This is a genomic window from Streptomyces sp. NPDC005262 (assembly GCF_042872425.1).
Lineage (GTDB): Bacteria > Actinomycetota > Actinomycetes > Streptomycetales > Streptomycetaceae > Streptomyces.
Genome location: NZ_JBIAKK010000007.1, coordinates 231,239 through 252,139, shown reverse-complemented (window position 1 = coordinate 252,139; position 20,901 = coordinate 231,239). Strand labels below are relative to the sequence as shown.

At 69.5% G+C, this 20,901-nt stretch carries 20 protein-coding genes and 1 tRNA gene; 12 read left to right on the top strand and 9 right to left on the bottom strand.

From position 1 onward, the window contains the following. Positions 1–225 precede the first annotated feature (225 nt). Positions 226–1,446, top strand: a complete 1,221-nt coding sequence (locus ACFYP5_RS20100; RefSeq protein ID WP_356320670.1) for a helix-turn-helix transcriptional regulator — start codon at positions 226–228, stop codon at positions 1,444–1,446. Positions 1,447–1,575: 129 nt separating this feature from the next. Here ACFYP5_RS20100 and ACFYP5_RS20095 read toward each other — a convergent pair whose 3' ends face one another. Next, positions 1,576–1,932 carry a winged helix-turn-helix domain-containing protein gene (locus ACFYP5_RS20095; RefSeq protein WP_356320668.1) on the bottom strand — a complete coding sequence of 119 codons (357 nt, stop codon included), beginning with the start codon at positions 1,930–1,932 and terminating at the stop codon, positions 1,576–1,578. A gap of 167 nt (positions 1,933–2,099) precedes the next feature. On the opposite strand from ACFYP5_RS20095, the gene ACFYP5_RS20090 reads away from it, so the two are divergent. From ACFYP5_RS20090 to ACFYP5_RS20070, 5 genes are all read left to right on the top strand, one after another. After that, positions 2,100–2,354: a hypothetical protein gene (locus tag ACFYP5_RS20090; protein ID WP_389037591.1), complete on the top strand. Its 255-nt coding sequence runs from the start codon at positions 2,100–2,102 to the stop codon at positions 2,352–2,354. Between the two features lie 131 nt (positions 2,355–2,485). After that, complete coding sequence (locus ACFYP5_RS20085; RefSeq protein WP_389037588.1) at positions 2,486–2,740, top strand: hypothetical protein; 255 nt, start codon at positions 2,486–2,488, stop codon at positions 2,738–2,740. A 26-nt stretch (positions 2,741–2,766) separates the two neighbouring features. Continuing rightward, the gene (gene repSA / locus ACFYP5_RS20080) at positions 2,767–4,179 is read left to right on the top strand and encodes a replication initiator protein RepSA (RefSeq protein WP_389037921.1); all 1,413 of its coding nucleotides are present in this window, start codon (positions 2,767–2,769) and stop codon (positions 4,177–4,179) included. Between the two features lie 2 nt (positions 4,180–4,181). Continuing rightward, on the top strand, positions 4,182–4,391 hold the full coding sequence (locus ACFYP5_RS20075) for an excisionase family DNA-binding protein (RefSeq protein ID WP_389037918.1): 210 nt from the start codon (positions 4,182–4,184) through the stop codon (positions 4,389–4,391). After that, complete coding sequence (locus tag ACFYP5_RS20070) at positions 4,391–5,518, top strand: tyrosine-type recombinase/integrase (RefSeq protein WP_389037915.1); 1,128 nt, start codon at positions 4,391–4,393, stop codon at positions 5,516–5,518. The genes ACFYP5_RS20075 and ACFYP5_RS20070 overlap by 1 nt, the downstream gene beginning before the upstream one ends. An 81-nt stretch (positions 5,519–5,599) precedes the next feature. On the opposite strand, the gene ACFYP5_RS20065 is transcribed toward ACFYP5_RS20070, so the two are convergent. After that, positions 5,600–5,672, bottom strand: a tRNA-Arg gene (locus ACFYP5_RS20065). A 194-nt stretch (positions 5,673–5,866) separates the two neighbouring features. Between ACFYP5_RS20065 and ACFYP5_RS20060 the strand changes: the two genes are divergently transcribed. Then, positions 5,867–7,621, top strand: a complete 1,755-nt coding sequence (locus ACFYP5_RS20060) for a class I adenylate-forming enzyme family protein (protein WP_389037586.1) — start codon at positions 5,867–5,869, stop codon at positions 7,619–7,621. A 17-nt stretch (positions 7,622–7,638) separates the two neighbouring features. On the opposite strand, the gene ACFYP5_RS20055 is transcribed toward ACFYP5_RS20060, so the two are convergent. Then, complete coding sequence (locus ACFYP5_RS20055; RefSeq protein ID WP_389037583.1) at positions 7,639–8,913, bottom strand: M6 family metalloprotease domain-containing protein; 1,275 nt, start codon at positions 8,911–8,913, stop codon at positions 7,639–7,641. Between the two features lie 284 nt (positions 8,914–9,197). On the opposite strand from ACFYP5_RS20055, the gene ACFYP5_RS20050 reads away from it, so the two are divergent. Together ACFYP5_RS20050 and ACFYP5_RS20045 are read left to right on the top strand one after the other, a co-directional pair. Next, a complete protein-coding gene (locus ACFYP5_RS20050) occupies positions 9,198–9,872 on the top strand; it encodes a TetR/AcrR family transcriptional regulator (RefSeq protein WP_389037580.1) in 675 nt (224 codons plus the stop codon). Between the two features lie 218 nt (positions 9,873–10,090). Next, entirely contained in the window at positions 10,091–11,623 is a 1,533-nt protein-coding gene (locus ACFYP5_RS20045; protein WP_389037577.1) for an MFS transporter, read from the top strand. A gap of 123 nt (positions 11,624–11,746) precedes the next feature. Here ACFYP5_RS20045 and ACFYP5_RS20040 read toward each other — a convergent pair whose 3' ends face one another. Beyond that, positions 11,747–12,250: a MarR family winged helix-turn-helix transcriptional regulator gene (locus ACFYP5_RS20040; RefSeq protein ID WP_389037575.1), complete on the bottom strand. Its 504-nt coding sequence runs from the start codon at positions 12,248–12,250 to the stop codon at positions 11,747–11,749. A gap of 150 nt (positions 12,251–12,400) precedes the next feature. Here ACFYP5_RS20040 and ACFYP5_RS20035 point away from each other — a divergent pair, with 150 nt between their 5' ends. Next, the gene (locus ACFYP5_RS20035) at positions 12,401–13,183 is read left to right on the top strand and encodes a dioxygenase (protein WP_389037573.1); all 783 of its coding nucleotides are present in this window, start codon (positions 12,401–12,403) and stop codon (positions 13,181–13,183) included. On the opposite strand, the gene ACFYP5_RS20030 is transcribed toward ACFYP5_RS20035, so the two are convergent. Both ACFYP5_RS20030 and ACFYP5_RS20025 read right to left on the bottom strand, forming a co-directional pair. Next, the gene (locus ACFYP5_RS20030) at positions 13,131–14,285 is read right to left on the bottom strand and encodes a questin oxidase family protein (protein ID WP_389037570.1); all 1,155 of its coding nucleotides are present in this window, start codon (positions 14,283–14,285) and stop codon (positions 13,131–13,133) included. The genes ACFYP5_RS20035 and ACFYP5_RS20030 overlap by 53 nt on opposite strands. A 72-nt stretch (positions 14,286–14,357) precedes the next feature. After that, the gene (locus ACFYP5_RS20025; RefSeq protein ID WP_389037567.1) at positions 14,358–14,906 is read right to left on the bottom strand and encodes a GNAT family N-acetyltransferase; all 549 of its coding nucleotides are present in this window, start codon (positions 14,904–14,906) and stop codon (positions 14,358–14,360) included. Positions 14,907–15,054: 148 nt separating this feature from the next. Here ACFYP5_RS20025 and ACFYP5_RS20020 point away from each other — a divergent pair, with 148 nt between their 5' ends. Next, entirely contained in the window at positions 15,055–16,053 is a 999-nt protein-coding gene (locus ACFYP5_RS20020) for an RNA polymerase sigma factor RpoD/SigA (RefSeq protein WP_389037565.1), read from the top strand. 101 nt (positions 16,054–16,154) lie between these two features. On the opposite strand, the gene ACFYP5_RS20015 is transcribed toward ACFYP5_RS20020, so the two are convergent. Further along, positions 16,155–17,126, bottom strand: a complete 972-nt coding sequence (locus ACFYP5_RS20015; RefSeq protein ID WP_389037562.1) for a helix-turn-helix transcriptional regulator — start codon at positions 17,124–17,126, stop codon at positions 16,155–16,157. Between the two features lie 61 nt (positions 17,127–17,187). Here ACFYP5_RS20015 and ACFYP5_RS20010 point away from each other — a divergent pair, with 61 nt between their 5' ends. Beyond that, positions 17,188–18,744: an MFS transporter gene (locus ACFYP5_RS20010; protein WP_389037559.1), complete on the top strand. Its 1,557-nt coding sequence runs from the start codon at positions 17,188–17,190 to the stop codon at positions 18,742–18,744. Positions 18,745–18,865: 121 nt separating this feature from the next. On the opposite strand, the gene ACFYP5_RS20005 is transcribed toward ACFYP5_RS20010, so the two are convergent. Both ACFYP5_RS20005 and ACFYP5_RS20000 read right to left on the bottom strand, forming a co-directional pair. Next, positions 18,866–19,636: a DUF6227 family protein gene (locus ACFYP5_RS20005; protein WP_389037556.1), complete on the bottom strand. Its 771-nt coding sequence runs from the start codon at positions 19,634–19,636 to the stop codon at positions 18,866–18,868. Between the two features lie 157 nt (positions 19,637–19,793). Continuing rightward, positions 19,794–20,900, bottom strand: coding sequence for a P1 family peptidase (locus ACFYP5_RS20000; RefSeq protein WP_389037553.1), 1,107 nt, complete (start codon positions 20,898–20,900; stop codon positions 19,794–19,796). Position 20,901: the final 1 nt, after the last annotated feature.

Here is a 20,901-nt window from a genome sequence, read left to right as displayed (position 1 = left end):
TAGTTGCGCGACCGGCGTAGCCGGGGCCCAGAGCGGGGCGGAGACAGGAGCGCAGGGCCCCGGCGGTGAGCCGGGGAGCGCGCGACGAGCGGAGCGAGGAGCCTTGATGAGGTAGAGAAACCTGTAACAGCTTTGTGGGCATGGGAACTTCGTGCATCCACTGGCACTTTTTCTGACAGTGCCTCCTCTGGGGTATGGGTACCTTCAAAGCGTCGAAGGGAGCCCATGGTGGGGGCGGATCTGAGCACGGGGCAGAGGGTGGCGCGAGCACGTCGCCGACTTGGATGGGATCAGGCGCGACTGGCCGCTGCTGTCGGTCGCTCGGTCAGCTGGGTCTCGAAGGTGGAAACCGGGAGACTGCCGCTCGACCGTATGAGCGTCGTTGGCCAGCTCGCCGAAGCCCTTGGCATCGAGGTCGTCGAACTCACCGGCCAGCCGTATCGCCATGACGGCTCGGAACTCGACTCCGGGCATGCCGCGATTCCTGGCCTTCGCCTCGCCCTCCAGCAGGCAACCATGCCCGGAGGTGCCCTCCTCCTGCGCTCGCTGGAACCGCCGTCCCTGGATGATGTCTCGTCCCGGGTGCTGGCAGCGGAGCGGCTCCGCCAAGACGCGAAGTTCACGGCCCTTGGCGACGTCCTTCCTCAGATCCTCCGAGACCTCATCGTCGCGTGTGACACCGCTGAGGGGGATGACCTCCGGCGCGCTGAGGGGCTGATGCTTCGCGCGAGCCACATGGCCCGGGTTTCCTCGAACCTTCTCGGTCATCACGATCTCGGCTGGAGTGCTGTTCAAAGGGAACTGGTTGCGGCTGAGCGGGCAGAGTCTCCGACCCTCCGGGCCGCCGCCCGATGGGACCTCTGCGGTGTCTGGCTCTATGAAGGGGAAGTCACCGCGGCTCGGGACATGGCGCTGCGGGCGCTCGACGACCTTGAACCTGACCTCGGCGCTGCCGATGAGAGCATCCGGTCGCTCTGGGGCGCCATGCACCTCCGGGCCGCCGTCGCGTGGTCTCGCCTCTGGGATCGGGCAGAGGCAGAATCCCACCTGGAGGAGGCACGCCGGATTGCTGCCGGTCTGCCTCCTGAAGGGAATGTCTTCCAGACTCAGTTCAACGCAGTGAACACTGAGATCCACAGCGTCGAGGTCAGTTTGGAGCTCGGACACCCTCGTGACGTGCTTTCGCGGTCTGAGCTAGTGGACGTCATGCGGATCGCCTCAGGCGAACGGAAGTCGCACTTCTGGGTCTGCACTGCGGCCGGCCAGATGATGAACGGGAAGAGCGAAGACGCGGCGCAGTCCATCCTTCATGCTGACGCGGTTGCACCCCAGCATGTTCGGAATCGCCCGGTTGCACGCAACCTCGTGGACGACCTTCGGTCTGTCAACAGGAACTCGCACGCGGAGGAGATCCGGCGCCTGGCCGGACACATGAAGCTCGGCTGATCCGTTAGGACGGAAAGGAGGTCGCCGCAGTGCGGGTGGCAGACAGGGCGCGATTACTCGTGGAGTTGCACGAGATCCGGAAGAAGCTGGCAGAGGCGGGGCAGCGAGTCGATCGGCTGTCGGCCTCCGTCAAGGCTGATCGCCGAGGTGCCCTTCGAGGCGATCAAGCCGCGAGTTGATCAGATTCAAGGCGGCCTTGATCTCGGCAAGCTCGGTGTCCAAGGCTCCGTCCAGTTCATTCCCGCCGCCGGGCGGGTCGCTGGCTACGAAGGTTCCGCGTCCCTGCTGACTGACGATCAAGCCTTCGTCGCGGAGGATTCCCAACGCGTGCCGGACGGTCATGGCTGCTACGCCGTACCGCTCGGCCAATTTGGCGTTGCCGTCGAGCCGCTGGCCGGCCATCAGCGCACCATTCGCGATCTGCCTACGAAGGTCGTCGGCCACCTGCGTGTAGGCGCTGCGGGGATCGTCCGGGGTCACAGTCACATCCCCAGGTTATCTAAGTGACCTAAAGAAGTCTGCCCCAGGGGCTTGCACTCTTCGATGCGCCAACTAATCTAGGTAACACAAGAGAAGTTAGAGAAGTTGGTCAGGAGCGGCGCCCTACCGCCAAGCAGATACGCCGCTCCCGTCCCTCGAAGGGAGCTTCCATCATGCCCGCGACGCTCGTCGTCTTGCACCCTGCACCGTTAACCGCTCCGCTGTCCCGCACCGAAGACGGTGTCATCTACGAGGCCTCGCCGTGCCAGGCGTGTGGGGTCGCCGGTGGTGCGGACTGGATCAAGGTGGACGGCATCGGCGTCCTGGTGCACAACGCCCGTGGCCGGGAGCGATGCCCGGTGGCCGTGCCGTTCGTCTGGGAGACCGGTAAGCCGCTGCCCGCGCTGACTGAGGCGGTGGCCGCATGAACGCCTCGATCGTCCCTCTCGTTGCTGGTCCGGCTCCGGTTCAGCCGCCTGCGTTGCGGGCTCCGGACACGCCGTTGGGCCGTGCCCGGCTGGCTCGGGGCTGGTCGCAGGTCAAGGTGGTCCGGGCGCTGATGCTCCTGGCTGATCACTGGGGCTGGGACATCGCGGCCGAGAACTCGCTCAAGGTCTTCGTCTCCCGCTGGGAGAACGACACCCACCGCCCGGGACAGGCGTATCAGGTCCTGCTCTGCGCGATCTTCCGTGCCACCCCGGCCGAGCTGGGCTTCACCCGTCCCGCCGCCGCGTCCACGCTCAATGAGCGGCTGACCGCACTGGAATCGGTGATCGAGGGCCTCACCGAGCGGCTCGGGGAGGTGGCTGCGTGACCCTTCCAGCGCTGTCCTCGGCGGCCGTGGCCGACACCGCGGCCGCGGTGGGCGTTGATCCCCTGACCCTGGTCGACATGCTGCGCGTCGCCAACTCCCCACGCTTCGAGCGCTGGAAAGAACAGGTGCGCCGCACCGGCGGCTGCGCCCAGCCCATCCATCTCAGCGGCCACTCCCAGACCGTGGACACCCGCACGGGCGAGTTCTTCGAGTACTCGACCAGCAGCGAACCCGGTGGACGGCTGCGGATCGCCTGCGGCAACCGCCGTGCCTCGCGCTGCCCGTCCTGCGCCTGGACCTACGCGGGGGACACCTATCACCTGATCATGGCCGGACTCGTCGGCGGCAAGGGCATCCCCGACACGGTGGCCGAACGCCCCCGGGTCTTCGCCACCCTGACCGCCCCGTCGTTCGGCCCGGTCCACAATCGCCCCGACTCCGGTCGCTGTCGCTGCGGCGCCGCCCACCGCGAGGACGATCCCGCGCTGGGTACCGCCATCAACCCTGAGCGTTACGACTACGCCGGGGCTGTCCTGTGGAACAACCACGCGGGAGCTCTGTGGCAGCGCTTCACCATCTACCTGCGCCGTGAGGTCGCTGCCAGCGCCGGACTGACGCAGGCGGCCTGCAAGGAAGAGGCGCGGGTCTCGTTCGGGAAGGTCGCCGAGTTCCAAAAGCGCGGCGCGGTCCACTTCCACGCGGTCATCCGCATCGACGGACCGGACGGGCCCGACACCCCGGCCCCGGCCTGGGCCACCGTCGAACTCCTCGACGACGCGATCCGGGCCGCCGCAGCACGAGCCACCGTTCCCGTCCCTTCTGCCGGCAGATTCCCCGCCCGGACTTTGCGCTGGGGCACACAGATCGACGTGCAGCCCATCGGCGCCCTTGAAGGCCAGGCCGACGTCAGTGAACAGGCCGTGGGCGCCTACGTCGCCAAATACGCCACCAAGGCAGCAGAGACCACCGGCACCCTCGACCGCCGCATCGGCGAACTCCGCGAACTCGACCTCCACCCCCACCTGCCCGACCACACCCGACGCCTCATCGAAGCCTGCTGGGAACTGGACACCGCCTACCCGGACCGGCTCCTCGCCCACTGGTCCCACATGCTCGGCTTCCGCGGCCACTTCTCCACCAAGACACCCCGCTACTCGACCACCCTCGGAGCCCTGCGCGGAGCACGCGCCGACTGGCGCGCCCAGCAAGAACGCCGGGAACGCGGCCTCGATCCCATCGACCAGGACGACGACATGGCAGAGGGCTCGGGAGAGGGCACGACGCTGGTCATCGCGCACTGGGAGTACGCCGGACAGGGCCACACCCCCGGCGAATCCTGGCTTGCCCAATCCATCGCCACCGAGATCAGGCAGAACCGCGAACTTGCGCGAGAGAACCGCACCGAGCTGGAAGCCTTCGACACCGTGGGGGAGTGGTGACCATGGAACGGCTGCTCACTGTTGACCAGGTCGCCGAACTCCTCGGTACCACCGTCCGGTTCCCACGGCGGCTCATCGAGGAACGCCGGATCACCTTCGTGAAGGTAGGCCGTCACGTCCGCATCCCTGAGAGAGCCGTCACCGCCTTCATCGACGCCCACACCGTCGAGCCGGTCGGTCCTTGCTCGGCTGGCCTTCGGAGGGTCGCCTGATGGCCAACAGGAAGGGAAACCGTCGGCGCTTTGGTTCGGTCCGGCAACTCAAGTCTGGTCGTTGGCAGGCTCGGTACCGCGACCCTGCGACCGGACAGCTTCGCAGTGCCGAACAGACCTACGCGACGAAGACGGACGCGGAAGTCGCGCTGACGCACATCGAGGCCGATATCTCGCGCGGCCAGTGGGAAGCCCCGGAAAAGCAGGCCGTTCCGTTCGCCGAGTACGCCGATGCGTGGCTGCGGGACCGAAAGCTGGCTGCCCGCAGCAGGGAACGGAACGAGGCAGTGATCCGGCTACACATCAGGCCGACGTTTGGTTCGGGATCTTTGGCCGACGTCACCACGTCCCGTGTCCGGTCCTGGCGTGGCCAACTGCTCGCGGCCGGGGTGGGGGAGCCGACCGTCGTCAAGGCGTATCAGGTCCTCCGCGCCATCATGAACACGGCTGTTGACGATGAACTCGTTCGCCGCAACCCCTGCCGGGTCAAAGGGGCCGACCGGTACGACGTGCCCGAGCGGCCGGTGTTGACCGTGGCCGAGGTGTACGCGGTGGCTGATGCCATGGCGCCGCGCTACCGGCTGCTCGTCCTGCTCGCGGCCTTCACCACATTGCGGTTCGGTGAGCTGGCGTCTCTGCGCCGCCGGGACATCGATACTGCCGGGCGGGCGGTCCTGGTGCAGCGAGCCCAGGCCGAGATGCAGGACGGCAAGCTCTTCGACAAGGCTCCGAAGTCGGCGGCCGGCGTCCGCCCCGTCGCCTTCCCGGACGAGATCCTGGCCGACGTCATTGAGCACCTGGAGCTCTATGCGGGGGCGGGCCGTGACGGCCACGTCTTCCTTGGCCCCCAGGGCGGACAGCTGCGGCGCAGCAACTTCCGGGACGACTGGATCAAGGCGCGCAAGGATGCGGGCATCGCTGCCGATGTCCACTTCCATGATCTGCGGCACACGGGAAACACCCTGGCCGCTGCCGGGGCGAGCACGCGTGAGCTGATGACGCGCATGGGGCACAGCACCGCCCGTGCCGCGTTGATCTATCAGCACATGACCGCCGACCGGGACCGTGCGATCGCCGATCGGCTGGGGTCGATGATCCGCCAGCGGCAGGGAGATGCCGGTACGTAGTGGCACGTGTGTGGCACGGACGTGATCATGCGAAAGGGCCAGTTCGAGAGGATCAAGCCTCCGAACTGGCCCTTAGTGCTGTGCCCCCGGCAGGATTCGAACCTGCGACACCCGCTTTAGGAGAGCGGTGCTCTATCCCCTGAGCTACGAAGGCGGAGATCTGCCGCTGACGGCAGTCGAGGACAGGGTAGCGGATGAGGCGCAGGGGTGATGGAGGCAGGCGGGCGGTGCATTCGGTGAAGGTGCTGCCGGGTGCTCGCGCGGTGGGGGGAGAGGGTTGCCTTGACGGGGCATGGGGGCAGGCATAGCGTCACGAAAGTACTGAGCAACCGCTTGGAGAGGTCGTTCGTGCCGCACACCGACCCGATCCCCGCCGAACCGGCCCCCGACGCCGGTGGCCTGTCTGCCGCCGACCGCATCGAGGCGGCGCTGACCGGGCCGGGAGCCCCGTTCGCCGTCGTGCGGTTGCAGGACGGCCCGCAGGCCGGGGCGCTCGTGTATGCGGACGGGCCCAGAACGCTCCGCGAATTCGTGGAGACCACCTGGGCCTTCGGGGACCAGCCGTTCCTGATCGCCGCCGAGCGCAGCTACTCGTACGCGGAGTTCTTCGCCGCGGCGTCCGCGCTGGCGTGCCGGCTGACCGAGGTGTACGGGCTCCGCCCCGGCGACCGGGCCGTCGTCGCGATGCGCAACCACCCTGAGTGGCAGATCGCCTTCTGGGCCGCCCAGCTGGCCGGTCTCGTCGCCGTACCGCTCAACGCCTGGTGGACCGAGGACGAGTTCACGTACGCGCTCGACGACTGCGGACCGAGGGTGCTGCTGGTGGACGGGGAGCGGCTGCCGCGCGTCTCCGCGTGGGCGGGGAAGAACGAGGCGCGCGTGGTCGTCTTCCACCACCGGGACGGTGAGGTTCCGCAGGGAGCCGAGCGATACGAGGACCTGCCCGCGCCCGACCCGCTCGCCGCACCGCCCGAGGTCGAGATCCGCCCCGAGGACGATGCGACGATCATCTACACCTCGGGCACCACCGGGCGGCCCAAGGGGGCCGTCGCCACCCACCTCGCCCAGGTGGGCGCCGCACTCAACCCGCGGTTCCACGCGACCGCTTCCGCACTCCGCCGCGGGATGATTCCGGGACAGGGGCCCGCGCCGGTCACCCTGATGACCTTTCCGTTCTTCCATGTCGCCGCGTTCACCTCCTTCTACGCGGCGATGGCGGCGGGCGGTGCGCTCGTGCTCATGTGGAAGTGGGACGACGAGGAGGCGCTGCGGCTGATCCGGGAGCACGGCGTCACGCATTACGCCGGCGTCCCGGCCACCGCCCTCCAGCTGCTCGCCGCTGCCGAGCGGGCGGGCGACGAGCTGGCGAGCCTCCAGATGGTGAACACCGGCGGGGCCGCCGCTCCGCCCGACCTGGTTGCGCAGCTCACCACCCGTTACGGCGAGCGGATCGAGCCGCGCAACGGCTACGGCCTGACCGAGACCTGCGGTGGCGTCCTGGCGAACTTCGGTGCCGACTACCGGCTGCACCCGGGGAGCGTCGGCCGGCCGACCCCCACCACCGAGGTGCGGATCGCCGGTCCGGCGGGTGAGGCACTGCCCGAGGGTGAGATCGGCGAGCTGTGGCTGCGCGGCCAGTCACTGGTCCGCGGCTACTGGCACGACGAGGCGGCGACGGCCGAGGCGTTCACGGACGGATGGTTCCGGACCGGCGATCTCGCGCTGGTGCGTGACGGGCGGGTCAGTGTCGTGGACCGGCTCAAGGACATGGTGATCCGCGGCGGTGAGAACGTGTACTGCGCGGAGGTCGAGGCCGTGCTCCACGATCACCCGGACGTCGAGGACGCGGCGGTGCTGGGCGTGGCGCACCCGGTCCTGGGCGAGGAGGTCGCCGCGATCGTCCGGCTTCGGCCCGGTGCCACCGTCACGGCCGACGAGCTGCGGGCGCACGTCGGGCGGACCCTGGCCGCGTTCAAGGTCCCGGCCCATGTCCTCGTACGCGAAGAACCGCTGCCGCGGAACCCGACCGGGAAGATCCTCAAGCGTGAGCTGCGCGGGCCGGTCGACGACGAGGTGCGGGGGAAGGGGACGAAGAGCGGGTAGCAGGGGGAGGGGCGCGGTCAGGAGCGGGTGATACGGACCCGGTAGTTGCCCTTGGAGTCCTTGCCGACCACAGATATGCGTATCCCTTCGGCCGCGTCGGCGAACGTCTGGCCGGGCTGGTACGGGGCGTCTGAGAGTTCGGCCTGCACATTGGGAGACCGTGTGCAGCCTCGGCTGCCCTTGGTGCTGTCCGCGATGGTGATCGGCCCCAGGCCGGTGTCCACGTCGGAGCGCACCTTGTAGATGAGTACCCCGGGCCTGCAGACCGCCTGGTCGTTGCCCGCCTGGGTCCGTACCTCCACCGCGTAGCCCGACTCCGCGCTGAGCGGCACGAAGGCCAGTTTCACGCCGCCCCGGGTGGCCAGCGGCCCGAGGATGCGGTCGGTGGTGCCGGGCTTCGAGGCGCAGCTGATCTGGTTGTTGTCGAGCCAGCCGAGCTTCCACTTGTGCCAGCCGAGCAGATCGTTGTTGGCCCCCCAGTCCTCGGACATGATGTCCCAGTGCCCGACCGAGCCGCCGCCCTCCATGGTGTAGAGATCGGGCAGGCCGAAGACATGGCTGTTCTCGTGCGGCAGGACGCGGTAGCCGGTCTGCGCGTACGACCCGGAGCCGTCGTCCTGCCGGCTGTAGATGAAGGACGTGTTGGCGAGCGGGACGCCGTCCGCGAGCGGGGCGTCGGAATTGCCTGAAAAGGTTACGGACAGGACGGTGTCCAGTGCGGAGGGTCCGGCGTTCGGTGTGACGAGGACATTGATCAGGTCGTACTCGCTGAAGTCCACCTTCTGGTCGGCGATGGCCACGATGTCCTGGACCAGACGGCGGTAGCCCGGCTCGTACGGTGAGCCGCGCTCTATCCCGTACGCGGTGAACGGCAGCGGCATCCGCAGCCAGCTCTTCACCGGGGCTTCGGGCCGGTAGACGAGCCGGCCGTACGAACTGGCCCGGAACCAGGCGGTGGTCTGCGGGAAGAATTCGGCGAGCCGGTCCATCGCCGACCCGAGTCCCGGTGCGTCCGGGAAGTCGATCATCAGGTTGAGCGCATGCACCTCGCCGGTCGACCGGGAGTAGCCGGCCGGGGTCGGCATGCCCTCCGACATCTGCACGCCCATCGTCGCGGATATCCGGCACGGTCCGAGCCCCGCCTCGTCAGTGATGGCCACCGGTCCCGCGGAGGCGTGGTTGGAGGGGGAGAGCGTGCTGCTGGCCGAGGCTGTGGCTGCGATGACCAGCGTGGTTGCCCCGGCGAGTACGAGGGTGCGGCGGCTGGGTATCCGGTGGCGGGGTCGCTGCATAGAGTCGCCTTCCGGGGTCCGCGGCAGCCGACGGGCCCTGACTGCGCTCTGCTGATCACCCTCTGGCGGCCGGTGCGTGGCCGCGCGTTGGGTGCGCCGATCGGTGGATTCCCCATTCGATGCATGTGACGCAGGTCACATTCGAGATGGGAAATAACCGGGGATCGATTCCCCGTTTGCACCCGTGTCCCCGCGAAACGGGGAGGCGCTCCCCGGTTGTGATCGTCCGGGCCGCCGCAAGAGCCAGCAGGAGCAGTAAGAGCCGGAAGGGAAGGGCTGCCGTCGTGGAGACCGTCACTCGCATCACCGCCGACACCGACACCGGGACGGCGCCGCGCCGCACGCCCCGCCCGCGGGCGGACGCGCTGCGCAACCGGGAGCGGATCGTGACGGCGGCGCGCGAGATGTTCGTCGAGTTCGGGCCGGACGTGCCGCTCGACGAGGTCGCCCGCCGCGCAGGCGTCGGCAACGCCACGCTCTACCGGAACTTCCCCGACCGGTCCGCGCTGACCCATGAGGTCGTTCTCTCGGTCACCTCCCGCACGACGGACCGTGCGGACGAGGCGGCGGCCGAGGAGGCCGACCCCTTCGCTGCGCTCAGCCGCTTCGTCCATGCGGCAGCCGACGAACGCGTCGGGGCGCTCTGCCCGATGCTGTCCGGCGGCTTCGACAAGGACCATCCCGAACTGCTCGCCGAGCGTCGTCGCCTCGAAGAGGCCGTCGAAGGGCTCGTGGCGCGCGCCATGTCCGCGGGGCGCCTGCGTACCGACATCGCCGTCGGTGACGTACTGGTCGGCCTCTCCCAGCTCACCCGGCCGTTGCCAGGCACCGCGTGCCTGGACATCGACCGGTTCACCCACCGTCATATCCAGCTGTTCCTGGACGGTCTCGAGGCTCCGGCCCGGTCCGAACTGCCCGGTACGGCGGCAACCTTGGAGGATCTGCGGCGCCGGCCATGAGGCCCGCGCCGGGCTGCTGAAGCAGACGCCGCCCGGCTGCGTGTCCGACGCGCCCTCACCACCCCCACCTCACGACTGACCTCACGTCCAGTTCCAGTTCTTCCAGCTCTCTCCCTTCGCACATTTCACCCTCACCGTTCACAGGCCGGGACGTTCTGCGTTCACGGTCACGGTTCACGACCCTTCGCGTCCACGCGCGTCCTTAGGTGGCTATTCCCATGTCAAAAACAGCTGATCCACGACTCCCTGACCCCAGCCGCTGGAAAGCGCTGGCCTTCATCGCACTCGCGCAGCTGATGGTCGTGCTCGATGCCACGATCGTGAATATCGCGCTGCCGCACGCACAGACGGCCCTGGGCATCACCGATGCCAACAAGCAGTGGGTCATCACGGCCTACGCCCTCGCCTTCGGAGGACTGCTGCTCTTCGGCGGCCGGATCGCCGACCTGTGGGGCCGTAAGCGCACCTTCGTCGTCGGTCTGATCGGCTTCGCGCTGGCCTCCGCGCTCGGTGGCGCGGCCCAGAACCAGGGCATGCTGTTCGGCTCACGCGCGCTCCAGGGTGTCTTCGGCGCCCTGCTCGCCCCGGCCGCGCTCTCGCTGCTCGCCGTGATGTTCACCGATGCCAAGGAGCGCGCCAAGGCGTTCGGCATCTACGGTGCGATCGCCGGTGGCGGTGGCGCCGTCGGCCTGATCCTCGGTGGCTTCCTCACCCAGACGCTGAACTGGCGCTGGACGTTCTTCGTCAACATCCCGTTCGCCATCGTCGCGGCCGCGGGTGCGTACTTCGTGATCCGCGAGCCGGTCGGCAGCCGTAACCGCTCGCCGCTCGACATCCCGGGCGTGGTGCTCTCCGCGCTGGGTCTGGTCTCGCTGGTGTACGGATTCACCCGCGCCGAGTCCAGCGGCTGGTCGGACCCGGTGACCATCGGCATGTTCGTCGCGTCCGGTGTGCTGCTCCTGTCGTTCGTGCTGACCGAGGCCCGGGTCAAGTCGCCGCTGCTGCCGCTGCGCGTCGTGATGGACCGCAACCGCGGCGGTGTCTACCTCTCGCTGGGGCTGGCCATCATCGCGATGTTCGGGCTGTTCCTCTTCCTGACGTACTACCTGCAGGTCGTGAAGGGGTACTCGCCGATCCGGACGGGGTTCGCCTTCCTCCCGATGATCGCGGGCATGATCACCGGTTCGACGCAGATCGGCGCCCGGCTGATGACGCGGGTCGCGGCCCGCAAGCTGATGGGTCCGGGCTTCCTGACCGCCGCCGTCGGCATGCTGCTGCTGACGCAGCTGGAGATCGGTTCCTCCTACCTGGCGCTCATCCTGCCGGCGCAGCTCCTGCTGGGTCTGGGCATGGGTACGGCGTTCATGCCGGCCATGTCGCTGGCCACGCACGGGGTCGAGCCGCGGGACTCGGGTGTGGCCTCTGCGATGGTCAACACCTCGCAGCAGGTGGGCGGCGCGATCGGTACGGCGCTGCTGAACACGATCGCCGCCTCGGCCGCCACGGCGTACGCCACCTCGCACGCTGCGCTGGCCGCCACGGACCCGAAGCTGCTGAAGCTCCAGGCGATGGTGCACGGCTTCACCGGAGCCATCTGGTGGGCGGTCGGCATCCTGGTGGTGGCGTCCGCGATCGCGGTGACGTTCATCAACGCCGGACGTCCTTCGGCGACCGCGGTGAACTCGGGCTCCGGCTCGGGGGATGCCGACGGGGTCGAGGACGAGTTCAAGGTCCCGGTCGTCGCGCACTGACGCAGGGCGCGCGGCGTGGAGTCACCTGAAGTGACGTGAACATGGGTCTGCCCCGGTTCCGCTCAGCGGAGCCGGGGCAGACCCGCGTCGGTGCGCGGTGCGCGGTGCGTCGCCAGGACACCCCTAGCGAAGCCAGGGCAGGTCCGCGTCCGTGCTGTCCGGCTCCAGTCCGGTCGCGATGACCTGCATGATCTCGCCGAACGAGCGCGCCTGCTCGGGGGTGAGCCGGTCGAACATCGCCTGGCGGACGGCACGCACATGACCCGGCGCGGACCGGCGGAGCATCTCGTAACCCTCGTCGGTGAGGACCGCGTTCTGTCCGCGCTTGTCGGAAGGGCAGTCCTCCCGACGCACCCAGCCGTTGCGTTCCAGCCGGGCGACGGCGTGCGAGAGCCGTGAGCGGGTGATCTTGACGTCCTTGGCCAGCTGGGTCATCCGCATCTGACGCCGGGGCGCCTGGGAGAGCTGGACGAGCAGTCCGTAGTAGATGTGCGGCATGCCGGCGTCGCGCTGCAGCTGGCGGTCGAGATGGTCCTCCAGGAGCGTGGTGGCCTGGAGATAGGCGCGCCAGACGCTCTGTTCTTCGTCGGAGAGCCAGCGGGGCCCGCCGGTGGATGCCGTGGTCATGTACTACACTGTACGACCTTTTCTTGAAAGTTGAACTAGATAGGGCTAAGGTCTCCGTAGCTGGGAACTTGAAGCTTCAAGAAACTTCGACTTCGGAGCTTCGAGGGCCCGTAGAAGATCTGTCTTCAGTAGCAGTGGATGGGGAGTGCCATGACTGTCACCGCGGAGCGCATGCCCGCCCTCTATCTTTCCCACGGTGCGCCGCCGCTGGCCGACGACCCGGTGTGGCCCGGCCAGTTGGCCGCGTGGTCCGCCGACCTGCCCCGTCCCAGTGCGATCCTCATGGTCTCCGCCCACTGGGAGGAGGCCCCGCTCGCCCTGGGCGCGACCGAGACCGTCCCGCTCGTCTACGACTTCTGGGGCTTCCCCGAGCACTACTACCGAGTGCGGTACGCGGCCCCGGGCGCCCCGCAGTTGGCGGAGAACGTGCGCAAGCTGCTGCGCGGCGCCGGTACACCGGTCCAGGACATCCCGGACCGCGGGCTCGACCACGGGGCGTACGTCCCGCTGGTGGAGATGTTCCCGGGCGCCGACATCCCCGTACTCCAGATCTCTCTGCCGACGCTGGACCCGCAGAAGCTGATGGACATCGGGCGCAAGCTCGCGCCGCTGCGAGACGAGGGCGTACTGATCGTCGGCAGCGGCTTCTTCACCCACAACCTTGCCGCACTGCGGCACACGGGTGGCGGCAACCCCGGCTGGTCGGTGGAGTTCGACGACTGGGGGCACCGGGCGCTGCAGGCCCAGGACATCGACGCGCTGCTCGACTTCGAGCACAAGTCCCCGGCGGGCCGGCTGGCCCATCCGCGCACCGAGCACTTCGCGCCGCTCTTCGTGACGCTGGGCGCCTCGGAGGGGGAGCTCGACCAGGGGCGCAGCGTCATCGACGGGTTCTGGATGGGGCTCGCGAAGCGATCGGTGCAGTTCGGCTGAGTGGTGAGAGGGCCGGCGGGTTCAGCTCGATCGAGCGGAGCGCGGCGGCCAGGGCCGTCGTGTCACCGACGTCCAGTGCGGTGTCGGTGAACTTGATCGTGTGGTCGTCGCCGTGCGCCGCCGCCCGCGCGAAGATCTCGTCCGCGGAGGGTGCCGACGGCGATGCGGTGCAGGGGACGGGGTCGGCGGGGCTGTACGCGGCGGTGACCGCGGCGCTCGCGGCCCAGGCCGCGGCCAGGCTCTGTCCCCACAGTTCACGAGGGAGGGCGGGCAGCGTACGCAGCACGGCGTTGGGTGCGGTCGCGGCGTGCACCAGCATGATCGGTGCGCCATGGCCGTGGGTGGCGTAGCGGTGGGTCGCGGCCCTGACCAGCTCCGCCAGCCGGGCTCGCGCCACATCCGGGTCGTCCGCGAACTGCTGCGGCCACAGTGGGAACACGGTGAGCTGCGCCAGCCGGTCGCGGATCCCGCCCGTCTGGTCGGCCACCGGCGGTACGGCGTCCAGCGCGGCCGCCGCGCTCGGCGCGGGCACGAGCGAGGCCGGTGGGTTCAGTGCGGGCAGCGGCTGATGGCGGGCGGCCCAGTAGCCGAGCCCGTGCGCGAGCTCGGCGATCCGGGGTGCGTTCGCTTCCCCGTCCAGCAGGGTGCGTACGGCGTGGCCGACCCGGATCACGGGGTGGGTGGCACCCGCGGCGATGCCCGGCAGCAGCCGCGGCCACCACTCGGTGAGGACGTCCTGCCAGGGGCGCCCGGCGGTCTCCCGCTCGAAGTACATCGTCCAGTCGGCGATCCTGCGCGGGTCGCCGAGGGCCTCGTGCCAGTTCTCAGCGGTGACCCGTACGGCGGGGGCCGGCATGTCCTCCAGCTTGTGGCTGTAGTGGTCGAGCCAACGGTGGACGGCCGGTGCCTGGCCGTGCCGTACGAGCGCCTCGACGGCCATCGGGCCGTGATTGCTCAGCCAGCCGTTCCGCTCGGGACCCGCGGCGTGCAGCCGCTCCAGCGCCTCGTCGAGCGTGCCGGTGGGGTCGGCCGATGCCGTGCCCGGTGCGCCTTCGAGGCCTGCCCTGCCTGTCGTGCCTGTCGTGCCTGTCGTGTCGGTCATGCCGGAACACGCTAGGCGCGCGGCCCGTCGCCCGTAACGGGCTGCGGACCTAAGCCGCGACTCCGCCGGGTCCTAGGGCTCCGGGCCCAGAGGCTTCTCGTACCAGGCCACGTCCCAGTACTTGCCGAACTTCCGGCCCACCTCGGCGTACGTACCGACATGGCGGAAGCCGAAACGTTCGTGCAACCGCACCGAGGCGTCGTTGGGCAGGGCGATGCCCGCATAAGCGCGATGGAGATCCTCGTCCGCGAGGGCCTCGAAGAGCGACTCGTACAGGAGCGTGCCAATGCCCTGGCCGGCGGCCTGTGGCGTGCAGTACACGCTCACCTCGACCGAGGTGGCGTACGCCGCCTTGGGGCGGAAGGCGCTGCTGGTCGCGTAGCCCAGCACCGATGCAGGGCCGACAATGCGGACATCCTGAGCAACCAGAAGACGGTGCGGACCGTCTTCAGGGTGAGAGAGCAGCCACGGCATCCGCTGTTCGGGTGTGAAGGGGACGGTGTCGAATGTGAGCGCAGTCTCACGGACGTAATGGTTGTAGACGTCGGTGAGGGCCGCCAAATCCCCCGCGACGCCTGGCCTGACCTGCACCTCTGTGCGGAGTTCCGACGTTTCCGGCACGGACCCTCCCCTCTCGACGCGACAGGGTACTGCATGATCGCGAAAATGAATGCGAGTCATGGGAATTCTGTCCGGATTCCAGTCGTTGTTTCCAACGGATGCAGGGCACCCGAAAGGGTGTCGCGACCTACTCAGCAAGGGAGCACGCATGGCAACCCGTGCCGTCGCCCGTCGTTCGTCCACCACTGGTGGGAGCAGCCGGGCAAGCAGTGTTCGCGCCGGAGGCGGGGAAATCGCCGATCGCGACCTGGTCGGCATGTACCTGGACGAGATCGCGCGCACGCCGCTGCTCGACGCCGCCAAGGAGGTAGAGCTGTCCCAAGCCGTCGAAGCGGGCGTATTCGCCCGGCAGGTTCTCGACGGTGTGGTGGAGAGCGAAGCCGGTGGGGCGACGCGTGAGGAGCTGGAGGCGCTGGTCGCCGAGGGCGAGCGCGCCAAGGACATATTCATCCGTTCCAACCTTCGACTCGTGGTTGCTGTCGCCCGCCGCTATCCGCGGGCCGGGCTGCCCCTGCTCGACCTGATCCAGGAGGGGAATGCGGGCCTGGTGCGCGCGGTCGAGAAGTTCGACTACGCCAAGGGCTTCAAGTTCTCCACGTATGCGACGTGGTGGATCCGTCAGGCCATCACGCGATCCATAGCCGATCAGTCCCGTACGATCCGGCTCCCCGTCCACCTGGTGGAGGAGCTCGGCCGGATCCGCCGTGTCCAGCGCGAGTTCAACCGCGAGCACGGGCGCGAGCCCGAGCACGCGGAGATAGCCGCCGAGCTGGACTCCACGCCCACGCGGGTCGGCGACGTCCTGGACTGGGCCCGCGACCCGGTCAGCCTCAACATGTCCGTGGACGACGAGGGCGAGACCCAGTTCGGTGATCTGCTGGAGGACACCTCCGCGGTGTCGCCCGAGCAGTCCGTGATGACGCTGCTGCGCAGCGAGGAGCTGGAGGACCTGATCGGCAAGCTCGACAACCGCACCGCGTCGATCATCCGTATGCGGTACGGCATCGAGGACGGCCGTGAGCGGACTCTCACCGAGGTCGGCAAGCAGCACGGGCTGACCCGTGAGCGGATCCGGCAGATCGAGAAGCACGCACTGCTCGAACTGAAGCGAATGGCCCACGACACGGGTTTTGACGCTGCGGCGTGAGCCCGAGTCCAGTAGCCTCCGATATGAGCCGCTTCGTGCGGACTCCATGAGCTGAGTCCCGGCGCCCACCCCCCCTGGCGCCGGGGCTCATTTCTTTGCCGTCATGGTGAGGAGAGTGCTGCCGCACGGGTCAGCCGGGCGCCCAGATCGCTCAGGAACTCCACCAGCTGCGCGGGCTGATGCGCGGTGAACTCGCAGTCGACCAGCGCCAGTCGGAGTGCCACCCACTCCAGCGAGTCCGCCATGACCGCACGGAGCCGGCAGCTGTGCTCGCCGGTCGGTTCCAGCGGACCGAACGCCGGGGGCAGCCGTGCGGACACGAAGTCCGCCGGGGCCGCGAAGCTCACCTCGACCGCCAGCTCCGGCTGCCGGCGCCGGATGGAGTCGGTGAGGAAGGCCGCGGCGTCCCCCGTGGGCAGCTCGCGCGGTGTGAAGCGGGCCCCCGTGGCGAACGGCTCGCTCACCCGGTCCACGCGGAACGTGCGCCACGCCTCGCGCCCCAGGTCGTACGCGACGAGATACCACCGCCACCCCGTGCTCACCAGCCGGTAGGGCTCGGCCTCCCGTCTCGTCTCGGCGCCGTCCCCCGCCCGGTACGCGAACCGCAGCCGCTCCCGGCCGGTGACCGCCGCCGCCATGACCGTCAGCGTGTGCGGATCGATGGTCGAACCGTCACCGCGGGTCAGCGGCATGGTTGCGTTCTGCAGGGTCGAGACCCGGTGTCGCAGCCGGGACGGCAGCACCTGCTCCAGCTTCGCCAGGGCCCGCACGGATGCCTCGTCGACCCCCTCGATGGCATGCCCTGCCCCCGCCCGCAGCCCCACCGCGATCGCCACCGCCTCCTCGTCGTCCAGGAGCAGCGGCGGCATGGCGGCGCCCGCGACCAGCCGGTAGCCGCCGACCGAGCCTCGCGACGCCTCGACCGGATAGCCGAGGTCGCGGAGCCGGTCGATGTCGCGGCGGATGGTGCGCGGGCTGACGTCGAGCCGCTCGGCGAGCTCGCTGCCCGGCCACTCGCGCGGCGTCTGGAGGAGCGACAGCAGATTCAGCAGTCGTGCCGGGGTATCGGTCATGGATCCAGGGTGCCGGTCCATTGGGTCATGACCTGACCTAATGGACGTTTAACTTCTTCATATGACTTCTTCCGCATCGCTGCCGTCCACGGCGGCCGATCCCACGGTGTCCTCGGGCCCGTCGGACCGGCGCCGGTGGTTCGCGCTCGCCATCGTGATGACCGCGGCCTTCATGGACCTGGTCGACGTCACGATCGTCAACATCGCCATTCCGAGCATCAAGCGCGACACAGGTGCCTCGTTCAGCTCGATCCAGTGGATCACCGCCGGATACGCACTGGCCTTCGCGGCCGGTCTGATCACGGGCGGCCGGCTCGGGGACATCTACGGCCGCAAGCGCCTCTTCCTCATCGGCATCGGCGGCTTCACGCTGGCCTCCGCGCTCTGCGGCTTCGCCGCGAACCCGGAGATGCTGGTCGCCTCCCGCATCCTGCAGGGCGGCACCGCCGCGCTGATGGTCCCGCAGGTGCTGTCGATCGTGCACGCCACGTTCCCGGCGCACGAGCGCGGCAAGGTCTTCGGCCTCTTCGGTGCGGTCGTCGGCCTCGGCGCGGTCTCGGGACCGCTGCTTGGCGCGCTGCTCACCGAGTGGAACATCGCGGGCCTGGAATGGCGGCCGATCTTCCTGATCAACCTGCCGGTCGGCATCGCGGGACTGCTCCTGGGCCGGAAGTTCATCACGGAGTCCAAGGCCCCGAAGGCGCTCCGCCTCGACCTGGTCGGTGTCGCGCTGGTGACGCTGGCACTGCTGATGCTGCTCTACCCGCTGACCCGCGGGCGCGAGCTGGGCTGGCCGCTGTGGGGGTACATGTCGATGATCGGCAGTGTCCTGGTGTTCGCGGCCCTGGTGCTGTTCGAGCGGGCGAAGGTACGCAAGGACGGTTCGCCGCTCGTCGAGCTCTCGTTGTTCCGGGTCAAGAGCTTCGCGGCGGGCATCGCCGTCCAGCTGACCTTCGGGATCGGCCTCGGCATCTTCTTCCTGGTCTGGACGCTGTACATGCAGATGGGACTCGGCTGGAGCGCGCTGCGGGCGGGCACGACCGGTATCCCGTTCTCGATCGCCGTCTCGTTCGCCGCCGGGATCTCCGTACAGAAGCTGGTACCCCGGTTCGGCCGCAAGGTCCTGCAGGCGGGCGCGCTGCTGATGGTCGCCGGACTGCTGCTCTACATCTGGGAGTCCGACCGGTACGGCATGGGCATCGCCCCGTGGCAGATGGCTCTGCCACTGGTCGTCATGGGGCTCGGAATGGGGCTGATCGTGGCCCCGCTGACGGACGCGGTGCTGTCCGAGGTGCCGAAGGAGCACTCCGGATCGGCGTCCGGGCTGATCAACACCGTGCAGCAGATGGGCAACGCGCTGGGGCTCGGACTCGTCTCGGTCGTCTTCTTCGGGTCGATCAGCGACCGGCTGGCGCCCCAGGCGATGGGCCCGGCGTTCGTCGAGGCGTTCCAGCACTCGCTGTGGTGGGTGGCCGGGGTGCTCGCGCTGATCTTCCTGGTGATGTTCGCGCTGCCGGCGCGGCCGCGGCAGCACGTGGAGGGCGGCGAGGGCGAGGACGTTCAGGACGCCGACGCCACGCAGGGCGAGGTGGCCAAGGAGGCCGCACTGACGCGCTGAGTGCGTCTGCCGGGCGGCGCGTGCCCGGTCGGCACGGTGCCCGCACCTCTCGGGGGGTGCGGGCACCCTTGCGTGAGGCGTGGCCCGTTCGCCCGCTGCGGCGGGTGGGCGCCGTCACCCGTCAGCAGATGTGCGTGCGGCTCTCCATCGCCTCGCGCGCCGCCTGCTCGTCCCCGTACACCTCGCACATGTGGCGGCCGTCCGGTGTCGCCGTGTGCTCGACCTCCCACAGGCTCGTCTCGCTGCCGTCGAGGAGCAGGAAGGCGTGCTCGTACAGGGTGAAACCGGCGTCCCGCCCGTCGACCCGGCACTGCCGGCCGAAGATCTGGGTGATGTGGTGGGCGAAGGCGGCCCGCAGCAGACGCGCGGTCTCCTCGCCCGGCACGTCGCCGTTCTCCGCGCGGCGCAGTACGCGGCGGGCGTGATCCGCGGAGTTGTCCGGCGCGTACATCCGGGGCAGCGGCGCCGGCGGCGCGGCCATCAGGACCGTGTGTATCTCCAGGTCCGCCTGCGGGACGTCGTCGCCGAACGCGGGCATGTCGGAGAAGCTGCCGGCCAACCGGGCGGCGGCGACATGGGCGTCGGCCTCGTCGTCGTACAGCTCGTGGCGCTGGGGGCCGGGCCGCGTCCGCGACCGGGGGTCCGTCGCGTCCCTGGCGCCCCCGTGGACCAGCTCCCACAGGGTCAGGGCCGAGCCGTCGGCCAGCAGATACGTATGCCGGTAGGTCTCGCGGTGCAGTACGGAACTGTGGTGCGAGGAGTGCAGGGAGCTGCTGTGGGCCAGTGCCGTTCCGAGCCTCTCGACCGTGCAGTCGGGCAGGTCGAAAGAGTTGAGTGCGCGTCGCAGGAGTCGCTCGAGGTGCTGCTCGGTTGTCTCGTACGGATCGCTCAAGGTGCTGTCTCCAGGCCGTCGCCGCGTGTCACACGATGCGTGCTTAACGTAGTCCCTGGGTCTGACATCGAGACCGGGGTTCCGGAAAACGTACGGCACGCACGGATAGTTCCTGGCGTTTCGTCCGAACTTCCTTGTGCGGACGGCGAGTCGGCGGTCAGCCGGTGCCGTAGAGATCGCTGTACGAGAGGTACGTGCCCGCGCCGGGGTGGCGGGCTTCGACGCTCTCGGCCGCCCGTACGGCCTTCACGACGGCGCGCGTCAGCACGTCCGCGCCCGCCGCCAGGAGTTCGTTCAGCGCGATCGGGTTGTCCGGGTGCAGCGGTCGCTCACCGGTGGCGAGCGCGAAGACCGTGTCCCCGTCGTTCAGCAGATGTACGGGACGCACGGCGCGTGCCAGTCCGTCATGCGCCGTGCCCGCGAGCTTCTGCGCCTGGGCGCGGGTGAGGTCGGCGTCCGTGGCGACGACGGCAAGCGTGGTGTTGAGCGGGGGGCGGGCTTCGGAGTCCCCCGCTTCGGCCAGCCGGAGCCCGGCGGTCCTGTGGACCTCCGCCGAGGGATACGCGGGAGGTTCGGCGGCTCCGTACTCCCCGTACAGCACCCCGGTCACCGGATCGACCACCGAACCCGCGGCGTTCACCACGACCAGCACGCCAACCGTGATCCCCGACGGCAGCAGCGCGCTCGCCGTGCCCACACCGCCCTTGAGCCGGCCGGCGACCGCTCCCGTGCCGACGCCGACGCCGCCCTCCGCGACCGGGGCGCCCGACTCCGTACCGGCCGCGGCCTCCACCGCGGCGCGGCCGGTCGAGGCGTCCGGGCGGGCCCGCCAGTCGCCGCCCCGCCCCAGGTCGAAGATGCACGCGGCCGGCACCACCGGCACCACCTGCGAGGGATCGGGACCGACCCGCACGCCCCGCCCCTGCTCCTCCAGCCAGGCCATCACGCCGGACGCCGCGTCCAGTCCGTAAGCGCTGCCGCCCGTCAGGACGACGGCGTCGATGCGCTGCACAAGATTGCGGGGGTCGAGGGCGTCCGTCTCCCGGGTGCCCGGGCCGCCGCCCCGTACGTCGACAGCGGCGACCGCTCCGCCCTCGGGGGCGAGGACGACGGTGGTGCCGCTCAGCGCGCCGTCGCCGGACACCCGCGCATGACCGACCCGCAGTCCGGCGACATCAGTCAGCGCGTCCCTCCCGGCCGAGGGGAGGGCGGTCGACGGCTGCGCGCCCTGCGCCCGGCCCTGCCCGGTGTGCTGTCCGGCCATC

Excerpts from the sequence above, each read along its gene's own strand:
- ACFYP5_RS20100 (WP_356320670.1), top strand. The coding sequence starts at position 226 with ATGGTGGGGGCGGATCTGAGCACGGGGCAGAGGGTGGCGCGAGCACGT.
- ACFYP5_RS20090 (WP_389037591.1), top strand. The coding sequence starts at position 2,100 with ATGCCCGCGACGCTCGTCGTCTTGCACCCTGCACCGTTAACCGCTCCG.
- ACFYP5_RS20085 (WP_389037588.1), top strand. The coding sequence starts at position 2,486 with ATGCTCCTGGCTGATCACTGGGGCTGGGACATCGCGGCCGAGAACTCG.
- ACFYP5_RS20075 (WP_389037918.1), top strand. The coding sequence starts at position 4,182 with ATGGAACGGCTGCTCACTGTTGACCAGGTCGCCGAACTCCTCGGTACC.
- ACFYP5_RS20070 (WP_389037915.1), top strand. The coding sequence starts at position 4,391 with ATGGCCAACAGGAAGGGAAACCGTCGGCGCTTTGGTTCGGTCCGGCAA.
- ACFYP5_RS20055 (WP_389037583.1), bottom strand. The coding sequence starts at position 8,913 with ATGCAGCGACCCCGCCACCGGATACCCAGCCGCCGCACCCTCGTACTC.
- ACFYP5_RS20045 (WP_389037577.1), top strand. The coding sequence starts at position 10,091 with ATGTCAAAAACAGCTGATCCACGACTCCCTGACCCCAGCCGCTGGAAA.
- ACFYP5_RS20040 (WP_389037575.1), bottom strand. The coding sequence starts at position 12,250 with ATGACCACGGCATCCACCGGCGGGCCCCGCTGGCTCTCCGACGAAGAA.
- ACFYP5_RS20035 (WP_389037573.1), top strand. The coding sequence starts at position 12,401 with ATGACTGTCACCGCGGAGCGCATGCCCGCCCTCTATCTTTCCCACGGT.
- ACFYP5_RS20030 (WP_389037570.1), bottom strand. The coding sequence starts at position 14,285 with ATGACCGACACGACAGGCACGACAGGCACGACAGGCAGGGCAGGCCTC.
- ACFYP5_RS20020 (WP_389037565.1), top strand. The coding sequence starts at position 15,055 with ATGGCAACCCGTGCCGTCGCCCGTCGTTCGTCCACCACTGGTGGGAGC.
- ACFYP5_RS20015 (WP_389037562.1), bottom strand. The coding sequence starts at position 17,126 with ATGACCGATACCCCGGCACGACTGCTGAATCTGCTGTCGCTCCTCCAG.
- ACFYP5_RS20010 (WP_389037559.1), top strand. The coding sequence starts at position 17,188 with ATGACTTCTTCCGCATCGCTGCCGTCCACGGCGGCCGATCCCACGGTG.
- ACFYP5_RS20000 (WP_389037553.1), bottom strand. The coding sequence starts at position 20,900 with ATGGCCGGACAGCACACCGGGCAGGGCCGGGCGCAGGGCGCGCAGCCG.